The sequence below is a fragment of the Streptomyces sp. NPDC091287 genome (assembly GCF_044768525.1).
Taxonomy (GTDB): Bacteria; Actinomycetota; Actinomycetes; order Streptomycetales; family Streptomycetaceae; genus Streptomyces.
In genome coordinates this window covers 134740-148759 of sequence record NZ_JBIVUV010000021.1, presented here as the reverse complement: position 1 = coordinate 148759, position 14020 = coordinate 134740, and the positions used below count along the sequence as shown (strand labels likewise).

19 protein-coding genes are annotated in these 14020 nt (G+C 72.3%); 3 read left to right on the top strand and 16 right to left on the bottom strand.

The window, feature by feature from the left end; genetic code table 11:
- Positions 1-376: 376 nt before the first annotated feature.
- Positions 377-595, bottom strand: a complete 219-nt coding sequence (locus tag ACIQRW_RS31330) for an MbtH family protein (protein WP_403766648.1) — start codon at positions 593-595, stop codon at positions 377-379.
- 172 nt (positions 596-767) lie between these two features.
- Positions 768-1661, bottom strand: a complete 894-nt coding sequence (locus tag ACIQRW_RS31325; protein WP_403766645.1) for a siderophore-interacting protein — start codon at positions 1659-1661, stop codon at positions 768-770.
- Between the two features lie 151 nt (positions 1662-1812).
- Between ACIQRW_RS31325 and ACIQRW_RS31320 the strand changes: the two genes are divergently transcribed.
- Together ACIQRW_RS31320 and bla are read left to right on the top strand one after the other, a co-directional pair.
- Positions 1813-2841 carry a S66 peptidase family protein gene (locus ACIQRW_RS31320; protein WP_403766643.1) on the top strand — a complete coding sequence of 343 codons (1029 nt, stop codon included), beginning with the start codon at positions 1813-1815 and terminating at the stop codon, positions 2839-2841.
- Between the two features lie 212 nt (positions 2842-3053).
- Complete coding sequence (gene bla, locus ACIQRW_RS31315) at positions 3054-3998, top strand: class A beta-lactamase (protein WP_403766640.1); 945 nt, start codon at positions 3054-3056, stop codon at positions 3996-3998.
- A gap of 37 nt (positions 3999-4035) precedes the next feature.
- Here the strand turns inward: bla and ACIQRW_RS31310 are convergent, their stop codons facing one another.
- The 3 genes from ACIQRW_RS31310 to ACIQRW_RS31300 form a co-directional block, all read right to left on the bottom strand.
- Positions 4036-4599 carry a type 1 glutamine amidotransferase domain-containing protein gene (locus ACIQRW_RS31310; RefSeq protein ID WP_403766637.1) on the bottom strand — a complete coding sequence of 188 codons (564 nt, stop codon included), beginning with the start codon at positions 4597-4599 and terminating at the stop codon, positions 4036-4038.
- Positions 4600-4708: 109 nt separating this feature from the next.
- Positions 4709-5800, bottom strand: a complete 1092-nt coding sequence (locus ACIQRW_RS31305; RefSeq protein WP_403766635.1) for a glutamate--cysteine ligase — start codon at positions 5798-5800, stop codon at positions 4709-4711.
- A gap of 30 nt (positions 5801-5830) precedes the next feature.
- The gene (locus ACIQRW_RS31300) at positions 5831-6058 is read right to left on the bottom strand and encodes a DUF5133 domain-containing protein (protein ID WP_403766632.1); all 228 of its coding nucleotides are present in this window, start codon (positions 6056-6058) and stop codon (positions 5831-5833) included.
- 335 nt (positions 6059-6393) lie between these two features.
- Between ACIQRW_RS31300 and ACIQRW_RS31295 the strand changes: the two genes are divergently transcribed.
- On the top strand, positions 6394-6642 hold the full coding sequence (locus ACIQRW_RS31295) for a hypothetical protein (RefSeq protein ID WP_403766629.1): 249 nt from the start codon (positions 6394-6396) through the stop codon (positions 6640-6642).
- A gap of 123 nt (positions 6643-6765) precedes the next feature.
- On the opposite strand, the gene ACIQRW_RS31290 is transcribed toward ACIQRW_RS31295, so the two are convergent.
- The 11 genes from ACIQRW_RS31290 to ACIQRW_RS31240 form a co-directional block, all read right to left on the bottom strand.
- Positions 6766-6894 carry an LPFR motif small protein gene (locus ACIQRW_RS31290; protein WP_003964321.1) on the bottom strand — a complete coding sequence of 43 codons (129 nt, stop codon included), beginning with the start codon at positions 6892-6894 and terminating at the stop codon, positions 6766-6768.
- Between the two features lie 179 nt (positions 6895-7073).
- A complete protein-coding gene (locus ACIQRW_RS31285) occupies positions 7074-7277 on the bottom strand; it encodes a cold-shock protein (protein ID WP_003964323.1) in 204 nt (67 codons plus the stop codon).
- A 233-nt stretch (positions 7278-7510) separates the two neighbouring features.
- A complete protein-coding gene (locus tag ACIQRW_RS31280) occupies positions 7511-7888 on the bottom strand; it encodes a DoxX family protein (protein ID WP_403766627.1) in 378 nt (125 codons plus the stop codon).
- A gap of 66 nt (positions 7889-7954) precedes the next feature.
- Positions 7955-8272: a hypothetical protein gene (locus tag ACIQRW_RS31275; RefSeq protein WP_403766624.1), complete on the bottom strand. Its 318-nt coding sequence runs from the start codon at positions 8270-8272 to the stop codon at positions 7955-7957.
- Positions 8269-8709: a hypothetical protein gene (locus tag ACIQRW_RS31270; protein WP_403766621.1), complete on the bottom strand. Its 441-nt coding sequence runs from the start codon at positions 8707-8709 to the stop codon at positions 8269-8271. The genes ACIQRW_RS31275 and ACIQRW_RS31270 overlap by 4 nt, the downstream gene beginning before the upstream one ends.
- Before the next feature lies 1 nt (position 8710).
- Positions 8711-9577, bottom strand: coding sequence for a hypothetical protein (locus tag ACIQRW_RS31265; protein ID WP_403766618.1), 867 nt, complete (start codon positions 9575-9577; stop codon positions 8711-8713).
- A 102-nt stretch (positions 9578-9679) separates the two neighbouring features.
- Positions 9680-10078 carry a DUF6221 family protein gene (locus ACIQRW_RS31260; RefSeq protein WP_402093886.1) on the bottom strand — a complete coding sequence of 133 codons (399 nt, stop codon included), beginning with the start codon at positions 10076-10078 and terminating at the stop codon, positions 9680-9682.
- A gap of 94 nt (positions 10079-10172) precedes the next feature.
- Positions 10173-10628: a VOC family protein gene (locus ACIQRW_RS31255; protein ID WP_403766615.1), complete on the bottom strand. Its 456-nt coding sequence runs from the start codon at positions 10626-10628 to the stop codon at positions 10173-10175.
- A gap of 3 nt (positions 10629-10631) precedes the next feature.
- Entirely contained in the window at positions 10632-12314 is a 1683-nt protein-coding gene (locus ACIQRW_RS31250; RefSeq protein WP_403766612.1) for an MFS transporter, read from the bottom strand.
- A 157-nt stretch (positions 12315-12471) separates the two neighbouring features.
- Positions 12472-13488 carry an NAD(P)/FAD-dependent oxidoreductase gene (locus ACIQRW_RS31245; RefSeq protein ID WP_403766609.1) on the bottom strand — a complete coding sequence of 339 codons (1017 nt, stop codon included), beginning with the start codon at positions 13486-13488 and terminating at the stop codon, positions 12472-12474.
- Positions 13485-14018 carry an isoprenylcysteine carboxyl methyltransferase family protein gene (locus tag ACIQRW_RS31240; RefSeq protein ID WP_403766606.1) on the bottom strand — a complete coding sequence of 178 codons (534 nt, stop codon included), beginning with the start codon at positions 14016-14018 and terminating at the stop codon, positions 13485-13487. The genes ACIQRW_RS31245 and ACIQRW_RS31240 overlap by 4 nt, the downstream gene beginning before the upstream one ends.
- Positions 14019-14020 lie beyond the last annotated feature (2 nt).

Sequence of the window (14020 nt, the reverse complement as noted above, 5' to 3'; positions counted from 1 at the left end):
GTATCGTCGTCCGCCCTCTGGGCGGGGCCCGCGGCGTCTGGTGCGTGCTCTCGCAAGGCGCCGGAGTGTCCTAGTAGCGGAGCTACTCGGGCATTTCGGCAACGCCGCGAGAGTGCGTGCCAGGCGTCGTGGGCCAGACGAGACTTTGCGGACACGACCTAGGGCCTGTCGTCAAACTGCCGTCGTCGCCCGAAGGGCGGCCGGGCGGCGTCTGGTGCGTGCGATCGCAAGGACGACGACCGTGGCGGCCACGGCACGGCCGGATCCACCGGGGAGGGCGAGTCCGGTGCCGAGTGCCACCCCCGCGCCGGCCACGCCGGCTCCGCTGAGGAACCCCCGGCGGGCGACCAGGTTCGTCAGCTTGGGGGGTAGTTTCTCACGTGGGCTCGGCCGCCATGCTCTCCATCAGGCTCTTCGGCCGCAGATCGGTCCAGTTCCTCTCGACATAGTCCAGGCAGGCCTGGCGGCTGTCCTCCGGATGGGCCACGGTCCATCCGGCGGGCACCTCGGCGAACGCGGGCCACAAGGAGTGCTGTCCTTCGTCGTTGACGAGCACCAGGTAGGCGCCGTCCTCGTCCTCGAACGGATTGGTCACCGCAACCTCCATCTTTAGGCAAGGCTATCTTTACTTGATCGCTAGCGACCCTACCCATCCGTTCCGCGGTTGACCCAACGAATCTCACAACTCTCTTGCTCAACACCGGTTTTGATCGCTTGAAACCAGCGCCCCGGAGGCCTCGGCCCCCACCGCCGGACCCGGGACCCGATCAGAGCCCGAGGTCGCTCAGGCGGGCCTCGTAGCGGATGGTGAGGTCCTCGGAGTCGCCGGCCGGGTTGTCCCAGAGGGCCTCCAACTCGGAGCGCACGGCGTCGGGCAGCGCCTCGTACCGCTCGGACCAGGTGTCGGAGTTCGGTATCCAGTAGCCGACGACCTTGAAGCGGTCCGCCGGGAGCCCGAGGTCACGACGGAGGTAACGGCGCACCGAGCGCAGGGCGTTGGTCTCCCCCGCGACCCAGACGTACCCGCCCGCGAGGTCCGTGCCGGGCGGAACGGCGGCGGCCACCAGGTCGGCCAGGCGGCTCGGGCCGTGGCCGTTCCCGCCGTACGTCCAGGTCACCTTGGAGTCGGAGGGCTCCCGCAGGGGCAGTACGGCCGAGGGCGCGGGCGCCTCCAGCACCACCCGGGTCCTGACATGGTCCGGCGTGTTCTCCAGCAGGCGGGCGGCGGCGGGCAGACCGGTCTGGTCGGCGACCAGCACCTGCCAGGAGAGATCGGCCGGGGGGCTGTAGAGGCCGGTGGGGTCGTTGACGCCCACGACGTCCCCGGGCCGCGCCCCGGCGGCCCAGCCGGACGCCACGCCGCCCTCGTGCAGCACGAAGTCGATGTCGACCTCACCCGCCTCGGGGCGCACGGCGCGGATCGTGTACGTGCGCATCGGCGCGACTGGCTGCCCCTCGGGGGTCTCCCACCCGCCCTGCTCGGTCGTCCGGGGCAGGGAGACGTCGGTGCGGTCCGGGCCGTGCGGAAGGAAGATCCGCACGTACTCGTCACCGACTCCGGTGGTACTGAAGCCCGCCAGTCCGTCCCCGTGGAGCGTGACGCGGGTCATGGTCTCGGTGAGCTGCCGCACCCGGGCGACGACGGCTCGGTGGATCGTCATGGACTCTGCCCCTTCGTACGCGTGGTCGGCCTGAGCGCCTCGCCCGCCGGGACGAGAGAACCGAATTGACTTAGGTCAGCCTAACCTTCCATGGGTGCCGATTCGATACGGCATCGGTCACACGGTCGGGAGCCGTGCCAGAATCCGACGCATGTCGGTTCTCTATCCACGCCCCCTGCGACCCGGCGACCGGGTCGGGATCACCTCCCCGTCCAGCGGAGTGCCCGAGGAACTGCGCGAGCGGCTCGCCGTCGCGGTGCGCGATGTGGAGGCACGGGGGTACGAGGTCGTGACCGGCCGGTGCATGGACGGCGGCGGGCACGTCAGCGCGCCCGCGGCCGACCGGGCGGCCGAGTTGACGGCGATGCTGACAGACCCCGGCATCAGGGCCGTCGTGCCCCCGTGGGGCGGGGAGACCTCCATCGACCTGCTGCCCCTGCTCGACTGGGACCGGCTGCGCACGGCCGAACCCACCTGGGTGGTGGGCTACTCGGACATGTCGACCGTCATGACGCCGCTGACCCTCCTCACGGGGGCGGCGACCGTGCACGGGAACAACCTCATGGACACCCCCTACCGGGTGCCGGAGGGGCTGGTGTCCTGGCTCGACGTCGTCGCCGCGCCGCCGGGTCACCGGTTCAGCCAGATTCCGCCGGAGCGGCACCGGGCCACGGGCTACGACGACTACGCGAAGCACCCGGACGTCCGCACGTTCACGCTCGACACCCCGGGCCGGTGGACGAGGCTGGACGGCGGCGGCGACGTGGACGTCCGGGGACGCCTGATCGGGGGCTGCATCGAGATGCTGAGCAACCTCACCGGAACGCCGTACCTCGACACCTCCTCCTTCGCCCGGGCCCATGCCCCGGAGGGCCTCCTCGTGTATGTGGAGGCCGGCGGCCACGACGCGTTCACCATCTGCCGCAATCTGCACGGGATGCGGCTGGCCGGATTCTTCGACGCGGCCAACGCCGTTCTCGTCGCCCGGACTTCGGCCCCGGACAGCAGCTCGCTCACCCAGCGACAGGCGGTGCTGGACGCGCTCGGACCGCTGGACGTGCCGATCGTCGCCGACGTCGAGTGCGGCCACGTACAGCCGTACCTCCCCCTGGTCAACGGGGCGCGGGGCCGGGTCGTCCACACGGCGACGCGCAGTGAACTGACGCAGACACTGGACTGACCCGCCGGACGGCATGTGCGCCCTAGGGCGTGTTTCGAAAGTAGCGCCGTCCGCCCGGAGGGCGGGCTCGGCGGCGTCTGGTGCGTGCGATCGCAAGGCGGAGGGTCGCCCCGATACTGGATGTATCGGGGTGATCCCGACAACGCGGCGAGCGTGCGTGCCAGGCGTCGCCGAGCAGGCGGGACTTTCGAAACACGCCCTAGCATGACGGGATGAGCCGACTGCCGACCCCCCACGCCCGGCGTTCCGTACTCCGCCTGCTGGGCGGCGCCCTCGTGTCCCTGCCGCTAGCGGCCTGTGGCACGGAATCCGACCCGCCCTCGCCCTCGCCCGCCGGAACGGCGGCCGGCACGCCCTCGGCCGCGGCGCGGGACGCCGGGCGCGCCTTCGCGGCGCTGGAGAAGGAGTACGCGGCGCGGCTCGGCGTGTACGCCGTCGACACCGGGACCGGGCGCACGGTCGCCCACCGTGACGGGGAACGGTTCGCCTACGCCTCCACGTTCAAGGCGCTCGCGGCGGGGGCCGTGCTCCGCGAGCACGGGCTGGGCGGGCTGGAGCGGGTCGTGACGTACCGCCGTGAGGATCTGGTCGACCACTCCCCCGTCACCGAGAAGCACGTGGCCACCGGAATGAGCCTGGGCGATCTGTGCGCCGCGGCCGTGCGCTTCAGTGACAACACCGCGGGCAATCTGCTGTTCGACGCGGTGGGCGGGCCCCGGAAGCTCCAGGCGGTGCTCGCCGAGCTGGGGGACGGTGTGACCCGGATGGAGCGGCGGGAGACCGAGCTGAACGAGTGGTCCCCCGGCGCCACCCGCGACACCAGCACGCCCCGGGCCCTGGCCGAGGATCTGCGGGCGTTCGTCCTGGGCGACGCCCTCGGCAGGCCCGAGCGGGCCCGGCTCACCCAGTGGCTCACCACCAACACCACCGGCGGCGAACTGATCCGGGCAGGGGTCCCGAAGGGGTGGACCGTCGGCGACAAGACCGGGGCGGGCAGTACGTACGGGACGCGCAACGACATCGCCGTGGTGTGGCCGCCCGACGCGGCGCCGCTGGTGCTGGCGGTGCTCTCCAACCGGGCGGACGCGGACGCCGACTACGACAACACGCTGATCGCGAAGGCGGCGTCCGCCGCCGTCGCCGCCCTGACCGGGTAGCGGGCCACGGGTAGCGGGACCCGGCGAGGAGAGCGGCTCAGGACTCGTCGAGCACGGCGTCGATCTCGCCGAGGAAGTCGTCCAGGTCGCCGGGGTTCCTGGAGGTGATCAGCGGCCAGCCGGAGGCGTCGTCGCGGACCACCGGCTTGTCGACCCAGGTGCCGCCCGCGTTGGTGATGTCGGTCTTCAGCGACGCGTACGAGGTCAGCGTCTTGCCCCGGACGTAGCCGCCCTCGACCAGGGCCCACGGCCCGTGGCAGATGGCGGCCACCGGCCGGCCGGAAGCGGCGAACGAGCTGACGATCCGGGTGGTGGCGTCCTCCAGTCGCAACGAGTCGGCGTTCAGCGTGCCGCCCGGGACCAGCAGCAGGTCGTACGCGGCGGGGTCGACGTCGTCGAGCGTGAGGTCGGGACGCACGGTCTCGCCGGGATCGCGGTCACCGACGAGGGTGCGGATCCCGTCGGCGGAGACCGCCGCCACGCTGACCTGTGCCCCGTGTCCGCGCAGGTGTTTCACGGGGACGACGAGTTCGTCCTGCTCGACTCCGTAGTTGGTGACGATGGCCAGGATCCGGCGGTCGTCGAGAGCGGTGGTGGACATGGGCTGCTCCGTTCCTGTGGTGTCGTTCGTCCGTCGCCGTTCGTACGGTCGTGTGCTCACGGCGGGTCCCGTTCGTCGTATCGGCCGGCGCGGGGCCGGCGGGGGCGGCTCATCCGGCCGTGATCCGGACGCATTCGGCGACGGTGTCGCGCAGGCTCCCGGTCCGCGCCAGGATCTCGCGCTGGATCCGTGCCCCGTTTCCGCGCCGGACCACGGCGGCCAGGGCCCGCTCCGCGGCCTCCAGGTCCCCGGCGTCCTCCAGGGCGTCCCGCACATGGTCCAGCAGGGCTCGCAGGACGTCGGGGGCGGGCTCCGGGCGTAGAGTGCGGGGGTGGAGCAGCCGGTCCTCCAGACCCGAACGGCCCGCCTGCCAGGAGGCCACACGCAGCAGGGACGTGCTGACGCCCGGGGGCGGCTCGCCGGCCCGCCACTGGCGTGCGGCCGTGTCCACCAGCCCTCGTACCAGCGTGGCCAGCAGCACGGTGTCGGCCGGGTCCAGGCAGACGTCCGCGATCCTGACCTCCACGGTGGGGTAGCGGCGCGAGAGGCGCGCGTCGAAGTAGACCATCCCCTCGTCCCGGAGCACCCCGGTGCCGATCAGCGACCGCACCCGGGCGTGGTACTCCTCGGCGGAGCCGTGGACCTCCACCGGACCGGCCGACGGCCAGCGCCCCCACACCTGGCTCCGGTAGCTGCTGTACTCGCTGTTGCGCCCCTGCCAGAACGGGGAATTGGCGCTCAGGGCGAGCAGGACCGGCAGCCAGCAGCGCATCCGGTCGAGCACGGCGACGCCTTCCTCGTCCGAGGCCACCGAGACATGGACGTGGCAGCCGCAGGTCAGCTGTTCCTGGGCGGTCAGGCCGAAGTGCTCGGCCATCCACCGGTACCGCTCCCCGGTGCCGATCTTCGGGCTGACCGGGAGCGGCGAGGTCGCCAGGGCCACGACCGCCGCCCCGGCCTCGGTGGCGTGGCGTACCGCCTCGGTACGCCACCGGTGGACCGAGGCGGCGAGTTCACCCATGTCAGCGCAGGGGTGCGTGGAGAACTCCACCTGCTGGCGGTGCAGTTCCGGCTCGAAAGCCGACTCCCCGACCGCTTCCTTCTCGGCGATCGCCAGCACCGCCGAGGACAGGGCGCGTGCCTCTCCGCTCGCCGGGTCGACCAGCAGGAGCTCTTCCTCGACACCCACCGTGCGGGCCACGGCACCCTCCCCTTCCACGGTCGACGGCGGTCAGGCGGAGAGGACGGAGTCGTCCTCGGGCCGGGCGCCGGGCAGCTGGTGGCGGGCGGCAACCAGCGCGCTGTCGACGTCACCCGTGCCGGTCGACACGCACAGCGTGTACGCCACGTCGTCCATGCGCTGCCGGGCCTCCTCGCCGCCGCTCTCCGCGTGCAGCATGCGCAGTGCCTCGTACTGCTCGATCAGGTTGCGCAGTACCATGGGGTGGGCCATCAGCATGCGGGGCATCCTTCCGCCGGAATCGTCGAGTGGTGTCCTGCTCGCCCGGGTGGGCACAGCCCCGAGTACCCGCCCACGGGCAAACCACACACCAGGGCACCGCGTCCGCCGCTCCGGTGCCGCGCGACGCGCCCCCGGCCGGTGGCCGGAGCTCCAATATGGCCGGGCGGCAGGGCCTCCGCATCTTCTCCGCCCCTCTCCCGGCCCACCTCCCGGCCGGGGTCATGTGTCCCGGCCCTCACCGGACCCCAGGACTGCTTCGCCCGGCAGCGGGTACCCACAGGGCGCATCACTCGTCCCCCGGTCCCACCGGGGCAGTACGGAAGGAAGCTCTCATGACCGACCGCAGGCCGGAAGGCACCGCCTACACCGGGGCTTCCGGCAGCCCGCCCCCCGTTCCGGCGGACATGCAGGACCAGCAGACACAGGAGGGCGAGGACGCTCTCGACATACCGGTGCCGGACCGGGTGGCCCGCGAGGGCGGACAACCCGACCCGGACGAGGCCGGCGCCGGCCGGAACGCGCCGCGCAACGCGGGCGCGCACCCCGACAGGCATCCGACCCCGGACGAGTCGACGGGCTAGCCGGCCGGTCGGCCTCGGGGCGCACGCCGGCGTTGCGCGGCGCCCCGGGAAACCGGACGGCTCATCGCGCACGGCATGCCCGTGCCCCGGCCCCTTTCCGGACCGGGGCACGGGCATGTGCGCTCAGTGGTGGCCGCGCGCACTGCTCGACGCGCCGCCGAACAGCCTGGCCAGGGCCCGGAAGGGCAGCGTGACCACGGTGGCGATGGCTCCTCCGATGGAGCGGAGTACATCTGCGATGGCCTTGAGCATGGGTCGCCCTCCATTCCCCCACAGACCTTCCGGAAGTTCCGGAACGATCGGTGCGAGATCCACCTCGTACCCGGCACGCGCCGTCCCAACCGGGGGGTCGCCCGGCAGGAATTCGCCCGGAACGCCCTGGAGCCCCGGAGCGCAGTGCGCTCCGGGGCTCCAGGGTCGGTCAACCCGGATCAGGCGGTGGTGATGTTCTCCGCCTGCGGGCCCTTCTGGCCCTGGGTGATGTCGAAGGTCACCGCCTGGCCTTCCTGGAGCTCACGGAAGCCGGTGGAGTTGATGTTGGAGTAGTGCGCGAAGACGTCGGGACCCCCGCCGTCCTGCGCGATGAAGCCGAAGCCCTTTTCCGAGTTGAACCACTTGACGGTTCCGCTGGCCATGCCCGTACCTCTCAGCAGTAAACGGATCCGCACCGCGCGGACCCGGAGGTGATCGCCCTGGTTCTCAGGCACTGCACAGCAAAACGCCCGCGCCAGGCGCGGGCAGGTACTGCGAACCACGACATCTTCCGGCGACGCTACACGCCGGGATCACTCCTCACCAGAGAGCAACGCCATTTTGCTGTGGATCACGTTCACGGTCACCGGCTCGTACCACACCGACTACGGTCCGTTCAGGGGCCGTCGGCGCCCCGGGCGACACCGCGCGCCCACAGGACCAGCGGCACCTGGAGGGGCAGCCGGGCACAGGCCGCGACCCGCTGCGGACGGGGCCGGTGACGCCAGTCGACGGCCATCTGCACATTGGCCGGAAACACACCGATGAAGAAGCCCGTCGTCGCCCGAGCGGCGGCCATCCGGGTTTGGGGGTGGGCGAGGCCCGCGGCCAGGGCGATTTCGACCACCCCGCTGGCGTACGTCCAGGTGCGGGGCTTTCCGGGCAGCATCCGCGGAACGGTGCTGTCGAAGGCCTTCGGGACGGCGAAGTGAAGTACCCCCGCTCCGCCCATGAGTGCGGCGAGCAGGATGGCGGAACGCCTCTGGCGGGTCATGCGTCTCCTTCGGCAACGAGACTTACTTGGAAGTAAGTTACGGGTTCCCGGCGCGCCGCGCACCCTTCAGGGCGCCAGCAGCCGCCAGAGCAGCAGCAGACCCACACCGCAGACGAGCACTCCGGCGAGCAGAGCCAGCGCGCCCCGCCGCACGTTGTCGGGCTGGAAGCCGCCGAGCACGCTGAAACACAGCCGCACGCCGTAGGCCACGGCCAGCGCCCCGCACACGGTGACGGCGAACCCGGCCGCGATGGCGTCCCACTGGTCCTCGAACGCCCGCTGATACGGCCCCGGCTTCCGGGTGGCCAGTACGTATCCGGCCGAAGTGAACAGGGCGGCGGGGAAGGCCACCAGGCCGAAGAAGACGGTCAGCCGTCGGATCACCGGTACGACCCCCCTTCCACGGGAAAGCGGGAGAGACGTTCGCGGACCGACCGCTTCAGCCGTTCCTCCCACCGGTCCCGCTCCGCGACATGGGTGAACAGCTCCCGCATCCGGTTCACCTCCTCGATCATGGCGCGTTCCTCCTCCACGAACCGGCGGTTCAGCGGCCGTTCGATCCTCAGCAGGAGGGTGACGCACGCCGCGAGCGAGAGCGCGGCCACGGCCAGGCCGACCGCGACGAGCAGGCCCCCGGGACCGCCGCCCGTGGCGGCGGCGATGGCCAGGAACCCCGGGATCAGCACCGCGAGGGAGGCCGACGCGATCCGCGGCCGGCGGACCCGTCGCCTCCGCGCGCTCAGGGCCTGGACCCCGGCCAGCCGCCTTTCCGCGGCCGTCAGCGTCCGCAGGAACGCCGCTCCGCCGTCGATCACGGCCATGTCAGTCCCCGTTCCGCTGCGTGATGAACGACTGGAGTTCCTGGCCGAAATGGGTGCGCAACGCGCCGATCTGCGCGTCGTCCAGTTGCGAGGTGCCCACGGGCAGCCCCGGGAGGTACTGGTGGCGGATGAGCCGGGACGCCATCGGGAGGACGGACAGGCGCAGCGACGTCTCGTTCTCCAGGTCCCGCATGAGCGCGGCGAACGGGGACTCCCGGCGGGCCCGCCCCGGGATGTAGTGGTCGCGCGCCTCGTCGAGCCGGTCCCAGTACAGATCGCACTTGGAGACCGCGACGATCAGCCACCGCAGCCGTTTGGTCAGCTGCCCGTCGATGATCTCGTCGACCAGGAGGCGGAAGTCGGCCGCCTCCTTGCGGCGGTGCCAGTTCCGTACGGCTTCCTGGTCGACGTCGCCGTCGGCGGCGAGCGCCGCGTGGACGTCGCGCTGGGAGGCGCGCTGCCAGATCCTGTTGTGCCCCCAGCAGACGACGTGGACGATGCCGTGCGGGGAGGCGTCGCCCCGCATCGTGTCCTGGAGGGCTCGATCGCGCTGGGTGGACAGCTGCCCGGGGATGACGGTGACGGCGGCCCGGGTACGGCGGTTGCCTGAGCGCAGGACCGTGGCGTGCTTCTCGATGCCGGGGCTGCGGGAGCTGTCGCTGTCGCCCGTGCGGATGGACTGCGTCAGCGCGTCGTACAGGACGCTCTTGCCCGCCCCCGCCTCGCCGGTGACGGCGATGGGGTTGACCGAGAGGCCGAGCCGTCCGTGCAGTGTGGCCGCGGCGGCCCCGGCCCCCGGGCCGCCGCCGTCCACCGCGTGCCGGACGCTCTCCCACCGTGATCGGGTGTTCTCCCATACGTCGGGCACGCGCGCAGCTCCCCCGGTAGGCCGATGGGGAGATGCTATCGATCAACTGGAGCAGACGCACCGGCACTTACGGGATTCGCGGGCGGCTCGGAGCCCCGGGTGCTACTGGATGAACCGGGGCAGCCAGCGGGCCTGGTAGTCGGGGTGGCCCGCGTACTCGGCGGCCAGTTGCCGTACGGCGAAGCCCAGGCCCACGGCACGACCGGAGCGGAAGTCCTCGGCCGGACGGTCGGTGTCCAGGTCGGCCACCTCGACGTACTCGCCGAGCATGACCCGGCTGGTCTCGATGCGCTCCAGGGTCCGCGCCGGGTCCTGGAGCGCGATGTGCTCGTCGAAGCCCCGGCCCCGCACCGTGAACGCCACCCCGCCGGTGCGGTCGTGGACCTCGCCCGGCACATCGGCCGGGCACCGCCATCGGTCCCCGCCGGCGGCCAGTGCGACGTGTTCCTCGTCGGCGAGCCGCGCCCGGACGAAGGCCACCATGTCTGCGTTGGCGCCCATTGGATGCCGCTCCCTTGCGCTGATGGATCTCTGCACTCGATACGGGGAGCATTCTGGTGGACCGGACGCGGCTCGATCCACCTCCGCATCCGGTTCACCCCACCGTGTCCCCCGCGTTGCTCGCGGCCAGGTCGGCGAGGACCTTGTGCAGAGGTTCGGTCTTCCGGCGGCGGTACTCCTGCACCGCCCAGCCGTTGCCGTCGGGGTCGGTGAAGTACATGAAGGTAGCCCCGTCGTCGGGGGTGTAACGCTGCGGCTCGGAGACCTCGACGCCCCGGCCGACGAGCTCGGCGTGCGCGGCGTCGATGTCGGTGACGCAGAGCTGGAGCCCGTGGTACGTGCCCGGCCGCGGGGTTCCGGTCGGGTTGGGCAGTCCGTCGGTGAGGGCGATCGAACAGCCGGAACCGGGGGGCGTCAGCTGGACGACGCGGGCGCCGGGCATCACCTCGTCGTCGATGTCGACGTGGAAGCCGATTTTGTCGCGGTAGAAGTCCCGGGCCCGGTCGACGTCGGTCACGGGCAGCACGATCACTTCGAGGGTCCAGTCCATGGGTCAGCTCTCCTTCGCGGGTCGCTCGGCCTCCGGGCCGGGCCGTGGTTCGTCGGTGCCGGGCCGTGTCGCGTCCGTGCTGCCGGGCCGTGTCGCGTCCGTGCTGCCGGGCCGTGTCGCGTCCGTCGTTGCGTCGTCCGTCCCCTCGCCGGCGAGGGGTGCCGCGCCGCCCTGGAGCCGGGCCAGGTCGGCGGGCCTGACCTGGATGACGAACAGGGCGACCAGGGCTGCGACCACGGCGAAGCAGGCCGCGACGACGAAGGCGCTGGAGACGCCAGAGGTCAGCACCTGGTCGCCCCAGGGCGGTGGCAGTTCGCTGGTCCTGCGGAACTCCAGCAGCTGGGCGGGCGTGCCCTCCTGGAGGAATCTCGGCACCTGGTCGGTGGCCTCGTTGCGGCTGGCCGTGCCGAACGTCGTGACCAGGATCGACAGCCCCAGGGACCCGCCGACCTGCTGGGTGGCGTTGAGGATGCCGGAGGCGGCGCCCGCCTCCTTCGGGGCGACGCCCGAGACCGCCATCAGGGTCAGCGACACGAACTGCATGCCCATGCCGAAGCCGAACACGAGCATCGGGCCGAGGATCGAGCCGAGGTAGGAGCTGTGAACGTCGGTCAGCGTCAGCCAGCCGAGACCGGCGGCGGCCAGGAGCGCGCCCGTCACCATGAAGGGTTTCGGTCCCCACCTGGGCAGCAGTTGGGAGGCCAGGCCGGCGCTGACCGCGATGACGGCGCTCACCGGCAGGAAGGCGAGGCCGGCCCGCAGCGGGCTGAAGTCGAGGACGTTCTGCACGAAGAGGGTCAGGAAGAAGAACATCCCGAACATCGCGGCGGCGAGGCTGAGCATCATCACGTAGGAGCCGGAGCGGTTGCGGTCGCGGAACATCCACAGCGGGGTGATGGGCTGTTTCGAGCCACGTTCGACCGTGATGAACACCGCGAGGAGCACCACGGCCACCGCGAACGAGCCGAGGGTCAGCGCGTCGGTCCAGCCGTCCTCGGAGGCGCGGATGAAGCCGTAGACGAGCAGCACCATGCCGACCGTCGAGGTGAGCGCGCCGGCGATGTCGAAGTGGCCGGGACGGCGTTCGGACTCGGGGATGTAGCGAGGGGTCGCGAAGGCGATCAGCAGGCCGATCGGAACGTTGACGAACAGGACCCAGCGCCAGTCCAGCCACTCCACCAGCAGCCCGCCGGCGAGCAGTCCGATCGCGCTGCCGCCCGCCGAGACGGCCGCGAACACCCCGAACGCGCGGTTGCGTTCGGGGCCCTCACGAAAGGTGGTGGTGATCAGCGACAGAGCGGTGGGTGAGGCGATCGCGCCGCCGACGCCCTGGAGCGAGCGGGCGGCCAGCAACTGCCAGCCCTCCTGGGACAGCCCGCCGAGCAGCGAGGCGAAGACGAAGAGGAGCACGCCGAAGATGAAGATCCGGCGGCGGCCGAGGATGTCGCCGAGGCGTCCGCCGAGCAGCAGCAGACCGCCGAACGTCAGCGTGTACGCGTTGACGACCCAGGAGAGGTTCTCGGTGGAGAACCCCAGGTCCTTCTGCATGTGCGGAAGGGCGATGTTGACGATGGTGACGTCGAGCACCACCATCAGCTGGCACGAGGCGATGACCAGCAGTGCCAGTCCGCCGCGGTGCCGATCGGTGGTGGCCGTATCAGCGGGTGTCGCGTGGGAGCCCGTCATGGTGGGGTTCGTCTCTCGTGCCGAGGGCAGTGCGCCCGGTGCGGGCGGCCGGTCTCTGCGTCGGTCGGGTGAACGCGGGCGTTCACCCGACCGACGTTATGCCGGAACCCGGAGCCCCGCCATTCGGACGTCCGGTCGCCCGCGCGGGCGACCGGATTCACTGGAGTGCGTGGACCGCGGTACGGAAGAGGACGGGCGCCCGGTGGGCGGCGGCGACGATCAGCCGCCCCGAGGACGGCAGGCCGGCGGCGCCCAGCAGGGCCGCGGTGAGCAGCCGGTAGCGTCGTGTGACCCGCGCCCACCGCCGCGGGTAGTCCTCGGGCCGCCCGGCGGCCAGGCAGTCGACCGCGGCCGTCGCGGTGGCCACCGCGAGGGCGATGCCCTCCCCGGTCAGGGCGTCCACGTACCCCGCGGCGTCGCCGACCAGCAGGACGCGCCCGGCCCGGGGGCCCTGTGCCCGCTGGCGCAGCGGCCCGGCCCCGCGTACGGGGGTGGCCCCCGCGCTGCCCGCGAGCCGGGCCGCGAGAGCGGGGAAGGCGGCCAGATGCTGGTCGTAGGGGCGGCGGTCGCGGCTCAGGACGGCCACCCCCACCAGGCGATCGCCGACCGGGGTCACGTAGGCCTCGCCGTGCCGGGACCAGTGCACCTCGACGTGGTCCGTCCACGGGGCGAGCGGGTAGTGGCGGCGCAGGCCGTAGCGTCCGGGGCCGGTGACGGGCCGGTCGAGGCCCAGGGTGCGGCGCAGCGGCGAGTGGAGCCCGTCGGCGGCGACGAGCCAGCGCGCGGTGAGTCCGGCGGCGGTGACGCTGTCCTCGTCCTGCCGGATCTCCCCCGCCTTCGCGGCGACGACGTGTACGCCGAGGGCGGCGGCCCGCTCGTGCAGGGCGGCGTGGAGTTCGGTGCGGCGGACGCCCGCGCCGGGACCGCCCCGGAAGGCCGCCTCCGCGCTGCGCCGGCCGTCGGTGTAGCGGATGCCGCGCAGTTCGTGGCCGGTCACCCGTACGCCGAGGTCGCGCAGGGCCGCGACGCCGCCGGGCATGATGCCCTCGCCGCACGCCTTGTCGACGGGGGTGGTGCGCGGCTCGACCACCACCGCCTCCAGGCCCGCCGAAGCGGCCCGGATCGCGGCGGCCAGTCCGGCCGGGCCGCCGCCCACCACCAGGACGTCGATCACGCGGGTGCGTCCGCGGCCGGGAGGCGGGCGAGCGCCCCGTCCTCGCACCGGATCCGCACCACCATGAGCACGGCGTTGAGGGCGGTGAAGACGAGGGCGGTCACCCAGGCCCCGTGGACCAGGGGCAGCGCGAGGCCTTCGGCCACGACGGCGACGTAGTTGGGGTGGCTCAGCCACCGGTAGGGGCCGCCGGTGACCCGGGGCAGACCGGGGACCACGATGACCCGGGTGTTCCAGCGGGGGCCGAGGGTGCGGATGCACCACCAGCGCAGCACCTGCGAGGCCACGACGACGGCGGCCATCGTCCAGCCGAGCACGGCCGGGAAGGGACGTTCGGCGAACCAAACCTCCGCCAGGCAGCCGGCCAGGAGCGCGGTGTGCAGCGCGACCATCACCGGATAGTGCCCGCGGCCCGATTCGACGCCGCCCCGGGCGAGGCTCCAGCGGGTGTTGCGGCGGGCCACGACGAGTTCGGCGAGGCGCTCGGCCGCGACGGCCAGCACCAGGAGGGTGTACCAGGTCGAGGTCATGG

Bases quoted from the DNA above. Each gene is read 5' to 3' on its own strand.
- ACIQRW_RS31325 (WP_403766645.1), bottom strand. From the start codon at position 1,661: ATGACGATCCACCGAGCCGTCGTCGCCCGGGTGCGGCAGCTCACCGAG.
- ACIQRW_RS31320 (WP_403766643.1), top strand. From the start codon at position 1,813: ATGTCGGTTCTCTATCCACGCCCCCTGCGACCCGGCGACCGGGTCGGG.
- bla (WP_403766640.1), top strand. From the start codon at position 3,054: ATGAGCCGACTGCCGACCCCCCACGCCCGGCGTTCCGTACTCCGCCTG.
- ACIQRW_RS31310 (WP_403766637.1), bottom strand. From the start codon at position 4,599: ATGTCCACCACCGCTCTCGACGACCGCCGGATCCTGGCCATCGTCACC.
- ACIQRW_RS31300 (WP_403766632.1), bottom strand. From the start codon at position 6,058: ATGCTGATGGCCCACCCCATGGTACTGCGCAACCTGATCGAGCAGTAC.
- ACIQRW_RS31295 (WP_403766629.1), top strand. From the start codon at position 6,394: ATGACCGACCGCAGGCCGGAAGGCACCGCCTACACCGGGGCTTCCGGC.
- ACIQRW_RS31290 (WP_003964321.1), bottom strand. From the start codon at position 6,894: ATGCTCAAGGCCATCGCAGATGTACTCCGCTCCATCGGAGGAGCCATC.
- ACIQRW_RS31285 (WP_003964323.1), bottom strand. From the start codon at position 7,277: ATGGCCAGCGGAACCGTCAAGTGGTTCAACTCGGAAAAGGGCTTCGGC.
- ACIQRW_RS31280 (WP_403766627.1), bottom strand. From the start codon at position 7,888: ATGACCCGCCAGAGGCGTTCCGCCATCCTGCTCGCCGCACTCATGGGC.
- ACIQRW_RS31270 (WP_403766621.1), bottom strand. From the start codon at position 8,709: ATGGCCGTGATCGACGGCGGAGCGGCGTTCCTGCGGACGCTGACGGCC.
- ACIQRW_RS31260 (WP_402093886.1), bottom strand. From the start codon at position 10,078: ATGGGCGCCAACGCAGACATGGTGGCCTTCGTCCGGGCGCGGCTCGCC.
- ACIQRW_RS31255 (WP_403766615.1), bottom strand. From the start codon at position 10,628: ATGGACTGGACCCTCGAAGTGATCGTGCTGCCCGTGACCGACGTCGAC.
- ACIQRW_RS31250 (WP_403766612.1), bottom strand. From the start codon at position 12,314: ATGACGGGCTCCCACGCGACACCCGCTGATACGGCCACCACCGATCGG.
- ACIQRW_RS31240 (WP_403766606.1), bottom strand. From the start codon at position 14,018: ATGACCTCGACCTGGTACACCCTCCTGGTGCTGGCCGTCGCGGCCGAG.